Here is a 19,230-nt window from a genome sequence, read left to right as displayed (position 1 = left end):
TAATTATTGATTATGGAGGCATCTATGCCCCGCACCAGCTCAATACTCGAAGATATGCCTAGTTATCCTATGATAGACACGCATACTCATTTTGATGCGCCAACCTTTGATCATGATAGACTCATGCAAGCGAAGATAGCCTATCAGCGCGGGGTGCATCATTTGGTGCTAGTCGGTTATTTGCATACTCATTTTGAGCGCTTATACGCCTGTCAACAAGCGCTATCAGCGACCTTCGTACATGATAAAGCGGATATGCTGGACAATAAAGAGCAAGTACCCAAAGCGCATATTGCCCTCGGTCTGCATCCTTTTTATATTGATCAGCACACTGAGGCGCACCTGAGTGATATGGCGCACCGTTTAAACGCTAAGCGCCCATTGGCTATCGGCGAGATAGGACTTGATACTTACACCGATGCAATGAAAGCACCTGATATGTTTGCCAAACAAAAGCAATTTTTTAAGGCGCAGTTAGATATGGCAGTTACTCATCAGCTGCCCGTGATGCTACACATTCGTAAAGCGCACGCTGACACTTTGGCTATTTTAAAAGCGCATAAATATGACGCGCATACCCTTGGCGGTGTGGCTCATAGCTTTAGTGGCGGTGAGCAAGAGGCCAAAGCCTTTGTCAAATTAGGCTTTAAGCTTGGGGTAACAGGTCAAGTGAGTAACCCTAATGCCAAAAAACTGCGCCGCGCTATTGTGGCGGCGGTTGCAACTTATGGCACTAGCTGCCTAGTGATAGAGACCGACTGCCCAGATATGATGCCTATTATGTGTCAACAGGCGCAAGTGGACCTGCCTGCATCAGGTCAAAGTCCAGATGATGAATGGCAAGGGGTGACTACCCACAACAGAAACGTACCTGCCAATTTGCCTTGGGTACTACTAAGTTTAAGTGAGCTATTGGATGTTACTCCTGAGGTACTAGCGCAGCAGCTATGGCAAAACAGCTGCATGGCGCTAAAAACCTCATGGACTTATCCAACCAACGAGAGTCTTTAATCCTTATGAGTCAAGTAGCAAATAGCCAGTATGAACGCCGATTTAAAGGTACCAAAACGCTCTATGGTAGAGCAGCCGATGTATTTTCGGCAGCTCACGTCTATGTCATCGGCGTCGGCGGCGTCGGGTCATGGGCCGCTGAAGCATTAGCGCGCACGGCTGTAGGTAGCATTACGCTGATCGATTTGGACGTCCTGGTCGCATCGAACGTCAACCGTCAACTGCCCGCTTTAGACAGCACCTTTGGTGTGAGCAAAATAGAGGCGATGGGTCAGCGCATACGCGAGATCAATCCAGAGGCCAATGTACATCTGATCGATGATTTTTTGACTAGTGATAATGTAGAGGCTCTATTGCCAAGTCGCGCGCAGGCAAATCTTGCCGCCAAGCAAGGCCGTCCTATAGTCATCTTAGACTGCGTTGATGATATGAGTGCCAAGCTCGCTATTGTACTGCACTGCCGATTTAACAAGCTTAAGCTCATTTGTGCAGGCGGCGCAGGCGGCAAGATAGATCCGCTACAGATCACGGTTAGTGATTTGCGCGATACTTATCAAGATCCGTTACTGGCCCGTCTACGCAACAAATTACGGCACGAAAAGTGCATTAATAAGGAACTAAAAGAAAAATTCGGTGTCAGATGTGTGTATTCTACAGAGCCGCCAAAAGTGGACAGAAGCGCTCAAGTGGGCGGCTTGCAGTGTGGCGGTTATGGTTCAGCGGTCGTTGTGACTTCAGTGGTGGCAATGATTATGGTAAGTGAGGCGCTGTCAATAATCACTAAGCTGGCACCAAGTACAGAGTAAGATGCGCCCCTAGTGTCTAATGCTTTTGATATCAGTAATAGCAACCTTAGTTATAGTAAGGTTAGTAATAGTGGTAAAACTAAAAAGAGCTATGAGTATTAACAGTGGGCGTCATATCAATATGCATATCGGTACTATTATTCAGTCGTGGAGAGCGTCTTGTCTATATTAAATTATCCCATAGCGATAGATGAAGCAGATCGTATTGACAAGCTGCATAAATATCAGCTACTAAACAATGATTATGATCCCGCTTTTGCGCGTTTGACAGAACTGGTCAAACTGTTCTTTGATGTGCCGATTATCACGATCACTTTTATGGATGAGCGCACGCAATATCTAAGATCGCCTCACGGTATGGAGGGGGCTTGTAGCACTACGCGTGAGGTGGCGATTTGCAACTATACGGTATTATCCAACGACGTCTTTGTGGTGGCAGATTTATCCAAAGATAGCCGCTTTGTAGACAACCCCTTGATCACAGAGCGTCCTCATTTGCGTTTTTATGCTGGCGCGCCTATTTTGTTGTATGAGGATAATAAGGTATACCGCCTAGGCTCTTTGTGTCTTATGGACACTCAGCCCAATCACTTATTTGATGATGAACAAGCTGAGCTGCTGATCAAGTTTGCTGCGATGGCCTCAGATGCGCTGGCGCTACAAGAGAGTCAACGCATTGCCAAACATGCCAACAAAATGAAATCAGATTTTTTGGCCAATATGAGTCATGAAATACGCACGCCGATGAATGGCATCATAGGTATGATCGATATGCTTGGCGAGACTGAGCTGAGTTTTGAGCAAAAAGAGTATTTGAACAATATAAAAGTATCGACTGAGCATCTACTTGCCATTATCAATGGTATTTTAGATTTATCCAAAGTTGAATCTGGCAAGATGGTCATCGACAGCGTACCGATGAATTTATCAACGCTGTGTAACGAGGTAGTCAGCCTATTTGCAGCAAAAGCTCGTTTGCGCGGACTCACTTTGGAGTATCACTATAGCGAATCGCTATCTGCTTATGTACAAGGCGATCCTGTTAGAATCAAGCAGATAGTCGCCAACCTTGTCAACAATGCCATTAAGTTTACGCGCGAAGGCGGGCAGGTCATTATTAATGTTGAACATGCCTCGACTCTCGGTAACGACGACAGTGCAGATGACCGAGTAACAGAGCAAAAGCCTATGACGGTAGGTATCGAAGTTATCGATTCAGGCGTCGGGATCAAACCTGAGTCCTTAGACGCTATATTTGATGCCTACAATCAAGCCGATAGCTCAACCCACCGGTTATACGGTGGTACAGGTTTGGGTCTGTCCGTATGCAAATCTTTGGTTACCTTGATGGGCGGCTATATCGAGGTTGAGAGCGAGGTTGGTGCTGGATCTACTTTTATGGTTATGCTGCCTTTGACGACCATTGACAAAGAGCAGTATGATGATTGGCAGTTGACGCATGATAATGGCGCTCATGCTACCAGCACCCAGCGCACAGGCCATATACTTTTGGTCGAAGATGATAACGTCAACGCTGTCATTGCCAAAAAGGCCTTAAGAGATGGCGGGCATATTGTGACCCATGTCACTGATGGTCAACAAGCGATTGAACATTTTGCGTTATATCCTAAGCGCTATGACATTATTTTGATGGATCATCATATGCCAATTATGGATGGGGTGCAGGCGACCATCAAATTACACGAGCTCTACGAGCCGCAATCGCTACCCCCGATCATAGCGCTGACTGCAAATGCTATGGATGGTGAGCGCAAAAAATACCTGATGGTTGGGATGCAAGACTATTGCACCAAACCCTTTAAAAAAGATCAGTTGAATGCACTGGTGCAGTATTGGCTGATGCACAAGTCCTCAATGGTGGATGAGTACTAATACTAATAAAAAAGCTTAGCCGTCAATTTGAGGGCTAAGCTTTTTACGTGTCAGTTTTTGGTTTGATATGTTGTCGTCAGATTCAGCTTACGCGAGTTTGATAGTCGCCGGTACGGGTGTCTACTCGTACTACTTCACCTTGTTGCACAAATAAAGGCACGCGTACCACAGCGCCAGTCTCAAGCGTGGCTGGTTTGCCGCCGCCGCCTGAGGTGTCACCGCGAACGCCAGGATCGGTCTCTGTAATTTGTAGCTCTACAAAGTTTGGCGGCGTGACACTCAAGGGCACACCATTAAATAAGGTGATCACGCACGAGGCGTTGCTATTATCTTTGAGCCACTTTTGGGCATCACCAATCGCCGTTTTGTCCGCCTGAATTTGCTCAAAGGTCTCTGAATCCATAAAATGCCAAAATTCACCATCATTGTACAGATAGTCCATATCTGTATCGATGACGTCAGCGGCCTCTAGGCTATCGCCTGATTTAAAAGTTTGCTCTAATACCTTGCCGCTGCGTAGATTACGTAGTTTAACGCGGTTAAAAGCCTGACCTTTGCCAGGTTTTACAAACTCGTTTTCCATAATAGAACACGGGTTGCCATCGAGCATGACTTTTAGACCGGCTTTAAACTCATTGGTAGAAAAACTTGCCACAAGAGACTCCTAAGGGTTGTCAGTATTAAAAATTGCCAAATAAAGGGATAGATACTCGTTTAGTCTATATTACATCAGGTTAAGTTTGTATTAGGGTTAGTCTATATTTTGGTAGGGTGCCTATTAACCGCGTATAATATCGGCTTTTAAATATAGATGTTAGGTGCTAGGTGCTGTCATGATAAACCATTTAATCACACAAAAAAACTGGCAAACACAATTATCCGAAGCCATCACCTCAATCGATGAGTTACTAGTGCTGCTAGGTCTTGAATCACTGCGTGAACAAGTCTATACCCCAGAGCATTTCAAAATGCGAGTACCGCGTGCCTTTGTCACAAAAATGAGAGTAGGAGACGCTGATGACCCACTACTTAAACAAGTACTGCCAGATAATCAAGAACAAATAGCTGTGACAGGGTACGTCGCTGATCCGCTCGCTGAAAATGAGCAAAATCCTATCAAAGGTATGCTGCACAAGTATGAATCTAGGGTGCTTTTGACCATTACAGGGGCCTGCGCTATTCATTGCCGCTACTGTTTCCGTCAGCATTTTGATTATAATGCCAATATGCCAACGAGTGCCGTGCAAGAAGAAATCATCACTTATATCAACGAGCATCCTGATATCAGTGAAGTGATACTAAGTGGCGGCGACCCCTTAAGTATTAGTAATCGCCGTCTATTTGCGTGGCTTGATACCCTAGAGTCTATCGAACAATTGACGACTATTCGTCTGCATACTCGTTTACCGCTCGTCATTCCTGAACGACTCGACAATGAGCTACTAGAGAGACTCGCGCAAAGCCGCTGCCATATCGTTATGGTCATTCATTGCAATCATGCTAATGAGATTGATGAGCATACCTCAACGTACTTAAAGCGCGCACGCGCAGCTAATATTATGCTGTTAAATCAAACAGTTCTACTGGCTGGAATTAATGATGATGTGGATACTCAGGTAGATTTAAGTTTACGATTATTTGCCGCAGGGGTACTGCCTTATTACTTACATATGCTAGATAAAGTGAAAGGAGCTGCCCACTTTGATGCCGACGAACGGTCGAATATTGAGCTTTACTGGTTAATGCTAGCAAAACTACCTGGATACTTAATGCCCAAGCTGGTTCGCGAGTTGCCGAACAGACCTTTTAAGGTGCCCGTTGACATTTACAAGATTAACTAAAGTTGGCACCATAGTATGTTTAAATTGTAAAACAGTACTCGCCGCTCTGCGCAGGGATTACTTCGTTATGAAGGCTACATTTTTAGTGATCAAGAACGCCTTATACAATTTATCAATAGAGAAATACTTTCGATATATCAATTCGTATTCGTGTATAGTTCCATTATATTCTATTAATTAATTATACAATTTTACATATTGACCACGTATAACGTTATTCTAGTATTTCTACTAAGGAGTTTTTGTGGCCACTTTGTCAGCTTTTCAGAAATACTTATCGACTAAGAACTTACTACCCCAATCATCACGTCAGTATGTGCATGGTCAAGAACAGCAACTGCGTGAATGGACCTTCCATTTATCTTCACAATCTCAAAATGAGCAAGCGCATCAATTAGAAGAGGTACTCGCTGATCTAGCGGCTTCTGATTTAGAAGACGATGAGCGTCTTAAATTGGTCGCTATCGTAATGAGCGCTACTAATAAGCTAATTGTTGATCTGCGCAAATATTATATCTATGAAACAGGGGCTCTCAAAGCGCACCAAATGAGATATGTCTCTCAAGTTGAGTCGCTGTATTATGCAGCCATACTAGTATATGACGGTATCATACAGCGCTACCTAGAGCGTGATAGTCAAGCGATTATCAGACCTAAGAATGGCTGGATACGCTATTTCACACATACTAAAGCCCCTACAATCTCGCCTCTATCTATAGCGATCTATGAATCACTGAGCCTTTATCAAAAACTATTGGCACAAAAGGCGATTTGCTATCAGTACCTGCCTTCTAACATTTGGCTGGGTATCAATCAGCTGTATTATATTGCTGATCAGTACAATCTAGCTCATGTTGATCTAAGCAGCGAGGTTGTTATCCGTCATGCTGATACCATTCATAAACTATATGTACAGATATGTTTGCACAGCTTATTAAATGTACGCTCTTTGGCGCGCGCTGATATTTTATTGCTACAACGCTTATTACCTGAGTGGGCCAGTCACATCGATGCGACGACTAATCCTGAGACCAACACTCGAGTATTTGTCGATTTGCACAGCGATTATCCACCAACTTATTTTACGGGGCACTCTAGGATTAATCCTTATAAAAAAGAGTACGATTGCGTGTTTATTGAGCTTGCGCCGCTGGCAAGTTATCTACAGGCGCGCCGTCCTGCTTTAGCCGCTGACGGAAGTGAGATGGCTATTCAGTTTTTGATGGGCAAAATATGGTCGATGCTCTCATATCGCTCGTATCGCTATATTCAGCAGCAGCAGAGCTCTATTAGTAAACCCAATACCAAGCAGCGCGCTACTATTACTACAGGTTTTAATAACATTCATTACCAAGCGGCTGGCGAAAAAAGCTTGATGAGCTTGATTGCGCTACAAAAGATTCCACTTGAGTGGCGACCTCGTTATGATACGCAGCCGGTAGAAGCGAGCTATAAGCGCAGCATAGCTGCTGACGTTTTTTCTACTACCGATTCGGCCTCACCCTTTAGAACCTTGCACTTACTACCAGATCTAGCTGATTTTTCCAGTCAGCCCTCAGATGAGTCTTGGCTCAACATAGAAGACGCCATCAAACCTGAGGCTACGAGTTTTTCTAATGCGATTTATGGCGGCGTTAATAGTACAGCGCCGCCATCTCTCAAGCTTATGAATCTCTTTTTGGTCTGCTCATCCGACAAAAAAGGCGATCATACCGATCGCGCTATAGGCGTGGTACGCTGGGTGAACATCGAGCAGCAAAACCAACAAGGTGGTAGTCTATCTGGCACGAACGAAGAGATAGAGTGGCAGATACTCGGCCACAAGTTTAGTGCTTGTGCGTTACGCTTAATCGATAGGGGCGCGCGTAACCAGCACCTTATCCCAGCGATAATCATCGGTAGTGACGCCAAGCTTCAGACTAAATTTAGCTTGCTTATGCCAACGCACAATTGGAGGGTCAATGATAGAGTTATGATCTGTATTAATGACAAGCAGCAATCTTTGCGTCTGCAACGCAAACTATTAACCACTGAAGAGTTTAGTCAGTTTGAGGCCGTTTATATCTAAATGGTATGGCCCCCTTAATAGTTAGTCTTAGTAGAGTGTTAGAGGTGTCAGTCAAATTTTATTATGATGTCAAGCCAAGTGGTCGCTGACTAAATTATTGCTTAAATCTACAGATGCTTGTACTCTAGTTTTATGTTTTAAGACATCATAAAAGGCTATTTATGCGTACCCCATCTGTTTTGAACCTATTATTTATCGATGATGATCAACTATATGCTGAGCATGTAGTGCAGCGTTTGAGCGCCTATTACGATGAGATCAATTTAGGGTTTTTGGACGATAAAGAAGAGCTGCTAAAGTCCTTGCGTCAGCAGTGGGATGTCTTGGTATTTGGCAAAGCTTATGACATGAGCTTCACTGATGTTGTCGGTATTATTCAAGAGCGTAGTATCGATCTACCCACAATAGCATTACTCGGTAAAAGTGACTCTACTGCTCCTACCAAAGATAGCCAAGAGCTACCGACAGTTATTAATAGTACGATGGTAAAATCCTTGTACACGGATAATGATAGCTGCATCGTAATGGCAATATGTTTGCAGCACGATAGTTTGCGCAGTCGCCGTCAACTCAAAACCCTGCGCCATGTCCTATCAGAGGCCGAGCAGCGCGCCAATATCTTGATCAAAAATTCCAAAAGCGCTGTCGCTTATTTAGATCAAGGCATACATATTTTTGCCAATGAGCCTTATCTAAAGTTGTTTGGCTTTAATGCTATGGACGATATCATTGGTGTTCCGGTCATCGATCTTATTGCAGGCACTGATAACGTCAAAGGCTTTAAGCAGTTTTTAAAACAGTTTGATAAAGGTAATCGCTCGCAAGTTGAGTTTAACTTTGACAGCTTACGTGTCGATGGCACAACCTTTAAAGCAAAATTGCAACTGGCAACTGCAACGCTAGATGCCGAACCTGTCACTCAAATTATCATTCAACAAAACAGTCACAATAGCGCTGAGATAGCCAAACGTTTGGCTATGGCAGAACGTAAAGATAGCTTGACGGGGCTGAATAATCGCCGCGGTTTTGAAGAGCAGCTCGACTCGGTACGTAAGCTGGCCATACAGAACAAGTCAACAGCAGGACTGCTGTATATTCAACTTGATAATATAGGTAAAATCAGAAGCAGTTTGGGGCTACAAGGCGTCGATGTAACCGTCCAGCAGGTGGCAGGTGCTTTGAGTAAACTTGCGCCGCAAGACTATATTAGCCGCTTTAGTGACACCTCATTTGCCCTATTAACAACTGATACCTCCACTCAAAAGCTAAGTGCCCTTGCTGAGCGTATTGGGGCACATATTAGTGAGATGCTAATCGAGGTGGACAACCATACGACGCATACTACCGTGAGCATAGGGGCTGTCAAGATTGAGCAAGGGGCTGCCCAGCCGCAAGTACTGCTAGAGCGCGCGATAGATGCGATCACGCACATTATGATAAAAACCACCAATCAAGGTAATACCTATCATCTGTACGATCCAAGTGAGCATGCCAACAGCGATGATAGTGCGCTAGCTGAAGCACTCGTTGACGCTATCGCTAACAACCGCTTTGAGCTCCTGTTTCAGCCAATCTATGATATCAATTATGATCGCAGTGACTTTTTTGAGGTGTATCTGCGCTTGCCGTTACTCGATGCTGACAATACGATATTGAGCCCCGATCAGTTTATGAGTGTTGCCAAAACTCATGGACTACGTGAAAAAATAGATCGCTGGGTACTGATCAATGCCTGTAAAAAAATCAGCACCGTGCGCAAAACGCATCCCCAAGCACGTCTGCTTGTGCAGCTCACTAGCGCCTCACTGATTGACAAAAAGCTGCCTAATGTCGCAAGTCAATTGATCAATGCAGTCGGTGGCAAAGCTGGCGTATTAACTCTGCAATTTAATGAAAAAGACGTTGTTGACCACCTTATTATTGCCAAGTCACAATTTGCAGCGCTGAGTCAGGCCAGCTGTGATGTCGGTATGCACAACTTTGGCTCTTCTGCTAAGTCTTTAGAAGTGGTCAAAATGGTTGAGCCTGACATGATACGTCTGGCACATAACTATGTACAAGATATCGATAAGACGGAAAACTTTGAGACTCTCAAAGTTTTGGTAGATAGTACCAATCAGCTCAATGTCGAAGTCTTGATGCCTTATATCGAGGACGCAGCGACAATGTCAGTGGCTTGGAGTGTGGGCGCGCGCTATCTACAAGGCTATTATCTACAAGAACCCAAAGAAACTATCGAGATGACGAGTCCGTCATAATAATATGCTTTGCTCGCTCTTTTGTGACCATATTCTAAAAGCGTTTACCATTTGCATCGGTGGACGCTTATTGTTTTAAGTATAACTCGTAGTTTTAGGTATAATATATCAGACCCGTAAATCTGCTGGGTCAATCCCCTTTATTTTGTTTGCCAATCAAAGACGATAAAAATGCCTTTTGTTATACGCGCAATGAGCGCGGCTACGCTTGCCCTATTATTCCTCATCGGTTGTCAGCCTGCGCCGCCTGCAGATTCGCGCGCGCCTGTGACTTTGCCACTGTATACTCAAGGGGACGCGGTTGCAGGCGCACTGATATATAAAGAGGCTTGTGCCCAGTGTCATCAGCTCACGCCAGGTCTTAACAAAAAAGGCCCGCAGCTTATGAATGTTTATGGCGCAAAAGCGGCAATGCTAGCTGATTATGACTATAGCGAAGCTTTGAGAAAATCAGATTGGGTATGGGATGCGGACACTTTAGATCCTTATATCGCTGATGCTGAAAAAGCAATGCCTGGCTCCAAAATGCTAGCCGATCCAATGCCAGACAGTAAAGAGCGCGCGGATGTGATCGCTTATGTGTCGACGCTGCGTGCCAGTGCGACTGATGCCGATGCAACTGAAGCGGTAGATACTGATAATGTTGAGCAGTCAGATGATGACGGGGTCGACGTGCTAGAGGGCGCGCAGCATAAACCTGCCGCAGATTTTGGATAGCTTGTATACATGGTCCAGTTATTGCTACAGAATTAAATAAGTGTATGATAAAAATATAGGACACTTGTTTTATTATGATAGCTAAAGTGCTATAAAAATATCCTTATAACAAAGCTGATTACCTCTTATGTCTCAAAGCCATGCTCGTCACCTGTCTGCTCCTGCTCACTTGACTACTTTTGATACAGCTACTGATAGCATCAATAAAATTACGCCTGACTATGCTGGTAATCAGCAGCGTATCGCACGCCTGCTCGCGCAGCTTAATCAAGTAGTACTGGACAAGCCGCAAGTGGTTAAGCTTGCGCTTAGCTGCGTGCTGGCAGGTGGTCATTTGCTGCTGCAAGATCTGCCCGGTATGGGCAAGACGACCCTCGCTCAGGGACTTGCGCAACTGCTCGGTTTGAGCTTTAGCCGCGTGCAGTTTACCAATGATATGCTGCCTGCCGATATTTTGGGTATGAGTATTTATGATCAAAGTAAACTCAGCTTTGAGTTTCGCGCGGGTCCTATCTTTACCCAGTTGCTACTCGCTGATGAGATCAACCGCTCTAGTCCCAAGACGCAAAGCGCGCTACTTGAGGCGATGGAGGAGCGCCAAGTCACCCAGGATGGTCAAACTTATACTTTGCCCAAGCCGTTTTTTGTGATTGCTACGCAAAACCCATTACAACAAGCGGGCGTCTATCCGCTACCAGAGTCACAGCTGGATCGCTTTTTGATGTGCTTATCTTTGGGCTATCCTTCACCTGCAGCAGAGCGTGCATTACTGCAAGGTCAAGATCGCCGCGCGCTGCTTAATAGCTTAGCCGCCGTATTGGATACCGAAGCGGTGCTACTGGCCATCGAGGGCGTAGAGCAAGTGTTTGTCGCAGATGTGGTACTCGATTATTTGCAGCGACTGGTCGCCAAAACCCGTAGCAGTCAAGACTATCATGGTCTGTCGCCGCGCGGCGTGTTGTCCCTTAAACGCGCCGCCCAAGCGTATGCTTATGTGTCTGGTCATAGCGAGACCACGCCTGAGGATATTCAAGCGGTATTTGCCGCAGTCACCGATCATAGGCTCGGCCAGCGCTTTATCCCAGCGCATATCATCAGCGGACAAGCGCCGCAAACTATGGCTGAGCGTATTATGGCGGCAGTGCCAGTCATCGTTTAACATGTTTACTTTTAGATAAAGGTGGTTATGAGTCTTTTGCCGCGCGCCTTAACTTCACCAATCAAAACCGCATCCACCCGCTGGTTTGCTAAGCGCGCGCCAAGAAGTGATAACGCCACTCTTAATCTGCGTAATGTCTACATCTTTTTTAGTCGTGAAGGGATGCTGTTTGCGGTGCTACTGCTCATCACCTTTATCGCCGGTATCAACTACGGCAACAATTTGGTGCTGGGGTTGTGTTTTTACTTGATTAGCGTCTGGCTCATCAGCTTTCATGTGACCTTTGCTCATATATCAGGATTGCAGATACGCTTGCTTGACGTCACGACGGCCGAGGTAGGCGCGCCTATATGGGTCACTTTGCAACTGCGTAGCGAGAGCCGCCAGCCTAGACGCCAACTGGCCTTTGAGTTTGAGCAAAAGCGCGCCGCAACAAAAGCGTCGCAACCAGCAGAGCCATTGCTTATCGCTAGAGTAGACGGTGAGCAAACCATACGCCTACCTATTTATACCGATACTCGTGGTCAGCTTGAGCTGCCAAGGCTTGTGATCAAGACCACTTATCCATTGGGTATTATGCGCGCATGGTCCTACGTCTATTTTGCGCGTCGTGCTTGGGTGTACCCCAAGCCGCAAGCCTTTGACTGGCAAGCAAAGTATCTAGCAGTTAGCCAAGAGGATGTGCAAGCAGGCGGGCAATACGTGCAAGGACAAGATGACTTTGATCGCCTAGATACTTATATCGCAGGTGAGTCGCTAGCACGGGTCTCTTGGGGTCATGTGGCGCGTGGGCAGGGCATGTTTACCAAGCATTTTGCTGATCCTATCGGCGCTGAGCAAACGCTAGATTACGCCGATATGCCAGCGGCCAACCATGAGCAAAAACTGGCGCAACTGGCCTATGGTGCGCTGACTTTAGGCCAGCTTGGCGTACCGTTTGAGATGCAACTGCCTAATGAGAGGTCTAATGATACTAATCAGCAAACGGGCACTGGAGCAGGCAACGCTTTTGCACAAGCGTGCTTGCTTCGGTTGGCAAAAGCGCCATGACTAATATCATTATCAATAAGTCATTGGCTCAGCAAAATGGCTCAAGTAAAAGCGCGAGCTTTGAGCAATTGGCATTGGGTCAAAGGCATAATCAAGCTGTTAAAAGTGACAAGCCAAATATAAACAATAAATGGCATCATAAAATCCTCGCGCAACCGTCCTACTATTGGGTGCTTATTACCCAAATATTTGTCATTTTGCCGCATGCCGCACATCTACCGCTGTGGCTTGTCGGTTTTGCTGCCGTAAGTATCATCGCTCAATTACCGCGCGTCAAAGCCAAATTTAGTAGCACTCGTTATTTTAAGCGCCTCTATCAAGGGGTGCAAATGCTCGGCTTCTTATTAGGGCTGGTAGGATTGTGGCTAACTTATAATACCGCCTTTGGTCTCGATATGGGCGTGGCATTTTTGGTGCTGTGTTTGGTCAGTAAACTGTGGGAGCTGTACAAGCGCCGTGATGCTTATGTAGTGCTCAATTTATCGCTATTTGTGTTGGCGGCGCTGTTTTTGATGGATCAAGGGCTGCTGACAACCCTACAAGTCATCTTAGGCACTCTTGCTGTCTTATTAGCGTTTATTGCGCTAAACGACGACGGTAATCAGCGCGGTGATGGTCGTATGCGTACCCTTGGCGTGTTAGGCATTGGCGCGCTGCCGCTGCTGGTGGTGCTGTTTTTATTCTTCCCCCGTCTGCCGCCGCTGTGGTCGGTACAGCTCTCAGGACAACAAGCGACGACGGGTGTCTCTGACAGTATGTCGCCGGGCGACTTTGCCAATCTAAGTCAATCAACGGCGCTGGCATTTCGCGTCGAATTTAAAGAAAGACGTCCGCCGCAAGAAGATCTGTACTGGCGCGGCCTTGTGTTTAGTGATTTTGATGGGATTACTTGGCGACCCAATCAAAGCCGTCAACAGTGGCAATGGGAGTCTGCTCGGCAGATGCCGCCATGGCTCATCAATGCCTTCGCTACTGCTGCTGATGCGACCAAATTAGCCCCTGTTACTTATGAGATCATCCTAGAGCCCACCCAGCAGCGCTGGTTATTTGGTCTCGATTATCCTTTTACTCAGCAGCAAAACACATCGGTCACCTCTGATTTTACGTTACTCAAAGACGAGCCTGTGACTCAGCAGCTACGTTATGATGTGCTGCGTTATGCGCCGATGCGTATCGATCCTGTGTTGAATGATAACGATAGACGTATCAACCTTGCACTACCAAGCGATGGCAATCCCAAATCACGTGCGCTTGCCCAGCAGCTATTTGCCCAAGCTGGCTCAGACCCAGTGCGCTATATGAGTGCTATTGAGCGCTGGATCAATCAAACTGAGTTTCGCTATACGCTTGCGCCGCCGCGCCTGAATCAAAACCGTATTGATGGATTCTTATTTGATACCAAAGCTGGATTTTGTGAGCACTATTCTTCAAGCTTTACCTTTATGCTGCGCGCCGCGGGTATCCCCGCTAGAGTAGTGGCAGGCTATCAGGGCGGTGCGCCGAGTCGCAGCGGCAATGTCTGGGAGGTGCGGCAAATGGATGCTCACGCTTGGACGGAGGTGTGGCTGGCAGGACAAGGTTGGGTGCGCGTCGATCCGACGGCTTTTGTTGCTCCTGAGCGCGTCGAACAAGGTATGGATGCGCTGACACAGTCCCGAGGCGCGGCGATGTTCGGAGACGGCGCGGGCGCTCAGCTGAGCTATCAGCAGTATCAAATGCTTCAATCCCTACGGCGCTTATCCGATCAAGCAAGCTACTACTGGCAAAAGGACATCGTCGGCTACGATCAGGATAGTCAAGCCAGCTCACTGCTCAAATGGTTCAACATTACTTCTGTCATGCAACAAGTGATGTGGATGGCAGCAATTGCTATCTCAATTATGAGTATTATCATATTTATGATTTGGCAGCGTAGGCGTAAACACTGGCATCCTGCCGATCAGCCGCTCATTAAGTTATCTCAGCGTTTATCTAAAAGCGATAAAGCGTTTGCTCGCGATGACAATGAAGGGCAACTGGCGTGGCTTGAGCGCCTTGCAAACCATAAAGACAACTCTGGTAATAATAAAAAGCTCCCTGTAGATTTAACCCAGATCATGCAAAATTATCGACAACTGCGCTATGGACGTATAAGTACGCTGGCAATTAAAGACGATAGGTATAAACAGGCGTTAAGGGCGTTTAAAAAGCAGGTAAAAACGCTTTTTTAATAAATTTATATTGCACATATATTTATTTGCCAAAGGTAGATTTAATAATGTTATTAGCTACCTCCGTACCTTATTAAACCCCATCCAATTCTCAACATCATCTGTCATCTATCAAATCATAAACCTAATACCTCTTTATATAGATTCCCTGAGCTAATTATATTCATAATTATGAATATATAGTTTGTCTTAAACAATATAGTAGGTTGTTTTTATTATTTCCGAACAATAATAACAGGTATCAGGTTTATCACATTTTTAAAAATATCATCACATCATCAAGTCATATAAGTCGGCAAGCACTTGTACTCTCAGTGTTTTGGACTCTTTACTATGGCTGTCTTGAATCCCTAAACCCTAAAAATATATTTTTAATTATATGTGTAAATTTGAATACATTAATTTTCATAGAAGTTTATATTTATTAAAACGAATTTATATATTAAACAAAATGGATTTATATTGATTATTTCAACGTCTGTTTAGATGTACTAAAATATAGTTGTTTTTGGTTTACTTAGCGTAATTAAAAAGATAATAAAAGCTTACAACTAATAAATAATTGAATATAAGTGTTGCTAATTTGTTAATATCTAATAAAATCATTAATATCTTATTAATTATTCGCAGCCTTATGTTTCTAAACAAAATGTTTTTTTAGCAAAAGCATTATTTTTTGTTTCGAGATTAATGGCTATAGACCTATATCGTCTCTATGGATTTCAAGGAAGAAGCGCTATGAATCGCAATTTTAAAGTTGTTTGGAACCGCTCATTAGGCTGTTTTACCGCTGTCGCTGAATATGCTAAAAGTCGTGGCAAGTCCTCAAGTACAATAGTGACATCGGGCGCAAGTGTTTCAGCAACTGGAGGTGCACCGCTATTACGCCTAAGCGCCTTGTATATAGGACTGGCTGCTGCTGGATTTAATATGCAAGCAGTAGCAGGCTATGAAGCGGGTGGTGGGTCGACTTTTTTAAACTGTACAAGAGGTGCTAATGGTGCTGGTGCTGAAGCGCGTGCGATAGCTATTGGAAATGAGGGTAATAATGCTTGTGCCTCAGCTACAGAGTCAATTGCAGTAGGCGCAAATGTTGAAGCAGCAGGTTTGCAATCGACTGTTATCGGTAATGATGTTGTTGCGAGTGATACTGCTGCACAAGCGGTTATCATTGGTTCAAATTTCTTTACTAATCCTGGTATATCTACTGGTGCAGGTGGGGTTGCTATTGGTAGTGGCTTATCTTCAAATTTAGATAGCCCAATTGCCAATGGAATTGGTTCTGTTGCTATCGGTTCAAGTGGAAATGCCACTACCAATGGCTTAAACGGTGCTATCGCTTCAGGAAACCATGCCTTAGCTCTCATGTCTGGTGCAGAGGCATCAGGTGTAAACTCTGTTGCTATTGGTGCAGGTTCTAAGGCTTCTGCCGCCAATGCTTATGCCCTTGGTGAAAGCGCTAATGCAGCAGCTCAAAACACCGTTGCACTTGGTGCGGACACTAGTAGTAATACACAATATGGGGTCAGCATCGGTCGTGCTGCAAGCTCAACAGGCCAATCCTCTGTTGCTATAGGCGGTGGCACAGCTGGTGGCGGCGCTGCTCAAACTAGTGGTCAGGGAGCTATCGCCATTGGTAGTGGCGGCAGCAACGCTGACGGTGCAAAAGCTACTAACATTCGTGCTATTGCCATTGGTCAAGGAGCTGTAGCCGATCAAAATTCTAGTATTAGTATCGGTGCCACTGCCAATGCAAGCATTGCTAACTCTGTTGCTTTGGGCGCAGGCTCAACAACAACTGCACCAGCGGGCGCTTCATTCTTGACTAATGTCGCCGCAGTACCTGCAAATGGTGTGGTGTCTGTTGGCACTGCTACAGCGACCAGACGTATTCAGAATGTCGCAGGCGGCTCGGCTGCGACTGATGCGGTAAACGTGGCTCAACTAACAGAACAAAACACGAGAACTAATAAACAAGGTGTCGATACTGCAGCTGCGCTTGGTGGTGGATCTACTTATACTGCAAATACTGGCGCGGTTAGCTTACCAACCTACAGTATAGGCGGTGCAAGCTTTAACAGTGTTGGTACTGCACTTGGAAATTTAGATGGTCGCACGACAACGAACACAGGTAATATCACTAATTTACAAAATCAGACGTTTAGACTACGTGCAAATGCTGATACGTCAACTGCGGTAGCCGCAAGCGATACGGTCACTTTCCTTGATGGCAATAATGTCAATATTACGCGCACAGGCAATAACGTCACTATCGGTACTTCAGCAACCCCAACCTTTACTAGCGTGACTACAGGTAACAGCTTACTGAACAATGCAGGTTTAACGATTACTGGTGGTCCAAGTGTCACAGCTGCGGGTATCAATGCAGCAGGCAACAAGATTACTAATGTTACTGCAGGTACAGCGAATACAGATGCTGCTAACGTTGCTCAAGTCACTGCAGCTAGAACCATTGTAGCAGCAGGGAACAACGTCGCTAGTGTAGTGAAGACAACAAGCGTGGCAACAGGACAAGATACTTATACTGTTAATGCTAATGGGTCTAAAGTCACAGCAGGCTCTGGTGCAGTTACTATCACTGAGACCGCAATTGCTAACAATGTTACTCAATCTGCAGTCGATCTAAGCGCAGATAGTAAAGCAAGCTTAGTTAGAGCAGATAATTCAGTTCAGTATGACAATGCTGGTAAAACTAGCGTGACTTTAGGCGGTGGTGCAGATGGTACCACACTGACCAATCTCAAAGCGGGCGTCAATGCCAAAGATGCGGTAAACGTCACTCAGCTAAATACAGTGAGCACTACTGCTAATAGAGGTATCAATGTTACAACGGCTCAAACGGGCACTGGTACGGTTACTGGCACCTCAGTGGCTCAAGTGGCCACTGGAGAGACGGCAACATTCACCGCAGGAAATAATATTGCAATCACTCAGGCAGGCAAAGAAGTACAAATTGCTGTCAGCGCAACGCCAACCTTTACTAGCGTGACTACAGGTAACAGTGTTCTTAATAATACTGGTCTAACCATTACAGGCGGTACTAACGGCACTGTTGCACTTACCAACACCGGTCTTGATAACGGCAACAACACCATCACCAACGTAGCAGATGGTACAACCAACACTGACGCTGTGAACCTAGGTCAACTAAACGCCGCCGCCAATACTACAACCAACACCGCACCCGTAGTCTATACCCAAGCGGACGGCACCCAAGTGTATAGACAAGCCAATGGTGACTTCAACACCGCAGTAGATGGTACAGGTACAGCAGTTGCGCCTGCGAACATCATCACAAGCATTCGTAGTGCAGATGGCAGCACCACCACAGCGACCAGATTGAGCAACGTTGCCCCAGGCACCATAGGTACAGGTAGCACTGATGCTGTGAATGGTAGTCAGCTTAATACGACGAATACAAGAGTGGCGAACAACACCACCGCTTTAGGTGGTAGCTATGATGCGACAACAGGAGACTACACAGCGCCTGAGTATAACGTTGTAGCTAACCCATCAAGCGCGACGACCACATCATTTAACACCGTTAAAGGTGCGGTAGAACAGCTTAGTGGCGCTATCCAAACCCCACTTACCTTTACCGGTAATACAGGCAGCACCGATCGCAAACTGGGTGAGACTCTAGCAATAACAGGTAATGGCAACCTAAGCACTGTCAGTTCAGCGAGTGGCGTTGCCATCAGTCTAAGTGACACCCCAACCTTTACTAGCGTGACGACAGGAAATACTGTTGTCAATACAAATGGCGTGACGATCACGAACGGTGCTAATACCACTACACTGAGTACAAACGGTACCACTGTCTTTGATGGTAATAACACGACTAACTATGGTGCAAATGGATTCAACATAGCAGGCGGTCCAAGTGCAACGGTCAATGGTATTGATGCTGGTGGTAGTGTTATTAGACGTGTAGCTGATGGCAATTTAGGTCTCAATAGCAATCAAGCTGTAAACGGTAGTCAACTATTCAAGATTGCAGACTCTACTGCTAATAACTTTGGCGGTGGCTCATCTGTTAGACCTAACGGTACTATAAGTGCACCAAGATATGTTCTGGATGACGGTACTAACCAAGGACAGACGACTACAGTCCGTAATGTCGGTGACGCGCTTGGCAATCTTGACACCCGCACCACCACCAACACCGGTGACATCGCTAACATTCAAGAGCAGGC

At 45.7% G+C, this 19,230-nt stretch carries 12 protein-coding genes; 11 read left to right on the top strand and 1 reads right to left on the bottom strand.

Translation table 11 applies throughout. The annotated features are described in order from the left end of the window. Nucleotides 1-24: 24 nt before the first annotated feature. The 3 genes from ACTXGE_RS07740 (at nt 25) to ACTXGE_RS07730 (ending at nt 3,710) form a co-directional block, all read left to right on the top strand. The gene (locus ACTXGE_RS07740) at nt 25-1,011 is read left to right on the top strand and encodes a TatD family hydrolase (protein ID WP_317198770.1); all 987 of its coding nucleotides are present in this window, start codon (nt 25-27) and stop codon (nt 1,009-1,011) included. A gap of 5 nt (nt 1,012-1,016) precedes the next feature. Beyond that, on the top strand, nt 1,017-1,817 hold the full coding sequence (locus ACTXGE_RS07735) for a tRNA threonylcarbamoyladenosine dehydratase (RefSeq protein ID WP_443542836.1): 801 nt from the start codon (nt 1,017-1,019) through the stop codon (nt 1,815-1,817). A 159-nt stretch (nt 1,818-1,976) separates the two neighbouring features. Next, entirely contained in the window at nt 1,977-3,710 is a 1,734-nt protein-coding gene (locus tag ACTXGE_RS07730; protein WP_443542835.1) for a GAF domain-containing hybrid sensor histidine kinase/response regulator, read from the top strand. Between the two features lie 82 nt (nt 3,711-3,792). On the opposite strand, the gene efp is transcribed toward ACTXGE_RS07730, so the two are convergent. Continuing rightward, the gene (efp, locus tag ACTXGE_RS07725; RefSeq protein ID WP_435949468.1) at nt 3,793-4,365 is read right to left on the bottom strand and encodes an elongation factor P; all 573 of its coding nucleotides are present in this window, start codon (nt 4,363-4,365) and stop codon (nt 3,793-3,795) included. A gap of 178 nt (nt 4,366-4,543) precedes the next feature. On the opposite strand from efp, the gene epmB reads away from it, so the two are divergent. From epmB to ACTXGE_RS07685, 8 genes are all read left to right on the top strand, one after another. Further along, nucleotides 4,544-5,551 carry an EF-P beta-lysylation protein EpmB gene (epmB, locus tag ACTXGE_RS07720; RefSeq protein ID WP_443542833.1) on the top strand — a complete coding sequence of 336 codons (1,008 nt, stop codon included), beginning with the start codon at nt 4,544-4,546 and terminating at the stop codon, nt 5,549-5,551. Nucleotides 5,552-5,795: 244 nt separating this feature from the next. Continuing rightward, nucleotides 5,796-7,619 (top strand): hypothetical protein, encoded by a 1,824-nt coding sequence (locus tag ACTXGE_RS07715; RefSeq protein WP_443542832.1) that lies wholly within the window; start codon nt 5,796-5,798, stop codon nt 7,617-7,619. 161 nt (nt 7,620-7,780) lie between these two features. Beyond that, nucleotides 7,781-9,877, top strand: a complete 2,097-nt coding sequence (locus ACTXGE_RS07710) for an EAL domain-containing protein (RefSeq protein WP_443542830.1) — start codon at nt 7,781-7,783, stop codon at nt 9,875-9,877. 171 nt (nt 9,878-10,048) lie between these two features. Further along, nucleotides 10,049-10,594: a c-type cytochrome gene (locus ACTXGE_RS07705; RefSeq protein WP_443542829.1), complete on the top strand. Its 546-nt coding sequence runs from the start codon at nt 10,049-10,051 to the stop codon at nt 10,592-10,594. A 127-nt stretch (nt 10,595-10,721) separates the two neighbouring features. Next, nucleotides 10,722-11,753 carry an AAA family ATPase gene (locus ACTXGE_RS07700; protein ID WP_443542827.1) on the top strand — a complete coding sequence of 344 codons (1,032 nt, stop codon included), beginning with the start codon at nt 10,722-10,724 and terminating at the stop codon, nt 11,751-11,753. Between the two features lie 27 nt (nt 11,754-11,780). Then, on the top strand, nt 11,781-12,803 hold the full coding sequence (locus ACTXGE_RS07695) for a hypothetical protein (RefSeq protein ID WP_443542825.1): 1,023 nt from the start codon (nt 11,781-11,783) through the stop codon (nt 12,801-12,803). After that, entirely contained in the window at nt 12,800-15,013 is a 2,214-nt protein-coding gene (locus ACTXGE_RS07690; RefSeq protein WP_443542823.1) for a transglutaminase family protein, read from the top strand. Before ACTXGE_RS07695 ends, ACTXGE_RS07690 begins: the two co-directional genes overlap by 4 nt. Before the next feature lie 738 nt (nt 15,014-15,751). Next, on the top strand, nt 15,752-19,230 hold a 3,479-nt coding region (locus ACTXGE_RS07685; RefSeq protein WP_443542821.1), incomplete at its 3' end, for an ESPR-type extended signal peptide-containing protein.

It is taken from the genome of Psychrobacter sp. T6-4 (assembly GCF_052258425.1).
In the GTDB taxonomy this organism is placed as follows: Bacteria; Pseudomonadota; Gammaproteobacteria; order Pseudomonadales; family Moraxellaceae; genus Psychrobacter.
The sequence above is the reverse complement of the archived record's forward strand: the minus strand, read 5'-3'. Positions and strand labels throughout refer to the sequence as shown.

Coding starts and splice junctions, on each gene's coding strand:
- ACTXGE_RS07705 (WP_443542829.1), top strand. CDS start 10,049: ATGCCTTTTGTTATACGCGCAATGAGCGCGGCTACGCTTGCCCTATTA.
- epmB (WP_443542833.1), top strand. CDS start 4,544: ATGATAAACCATTTAATCACACAAAAAAACTGGCAAACACAATTATCC.
- ACTXGE_RS07710 (WP_443542830.1), top strand. CDS start 7,781: ATGCGTACCCCATCTGTTTTGAACCTATTATTTATCGATGATGATCAA.
- ACTXGE_RS07740 (WP_317198770.1), top strand. CDS start 25: ATGCCCCGCACCAGCTCAATACTCGAAGATATGCCTAGTTATCCTATG.
- ACTXGE_RS07695 (WP_443542825.1), top strand. CDS start 11,781: ATGAGTCTTTTGCCGCGCGCCTTAACTTCACCAATCAAAACCGCATCC.
- ACTXGE_RS07690 (WP_443542823.1), top strand. CDS start 12,800: ATGACTAATATCATTATCAATAAGTCATTGGCTCAGCAAAATGGCTCA.
- ACTXGE_RS07700 (WP_443542827.1), top strand. CDS start 10,722: ATGTCTCAAAGCCATGCTCGTCACCTGTCTGCTCCTGCTCACTTGACT.
- ACTXGE_RS07735 (WP_443542836.1), top strand. CDS start 1,017: ATGAGTCAAGTAGCAAATAGCCAGTATGAACGCCGATTTAAAGGTACC.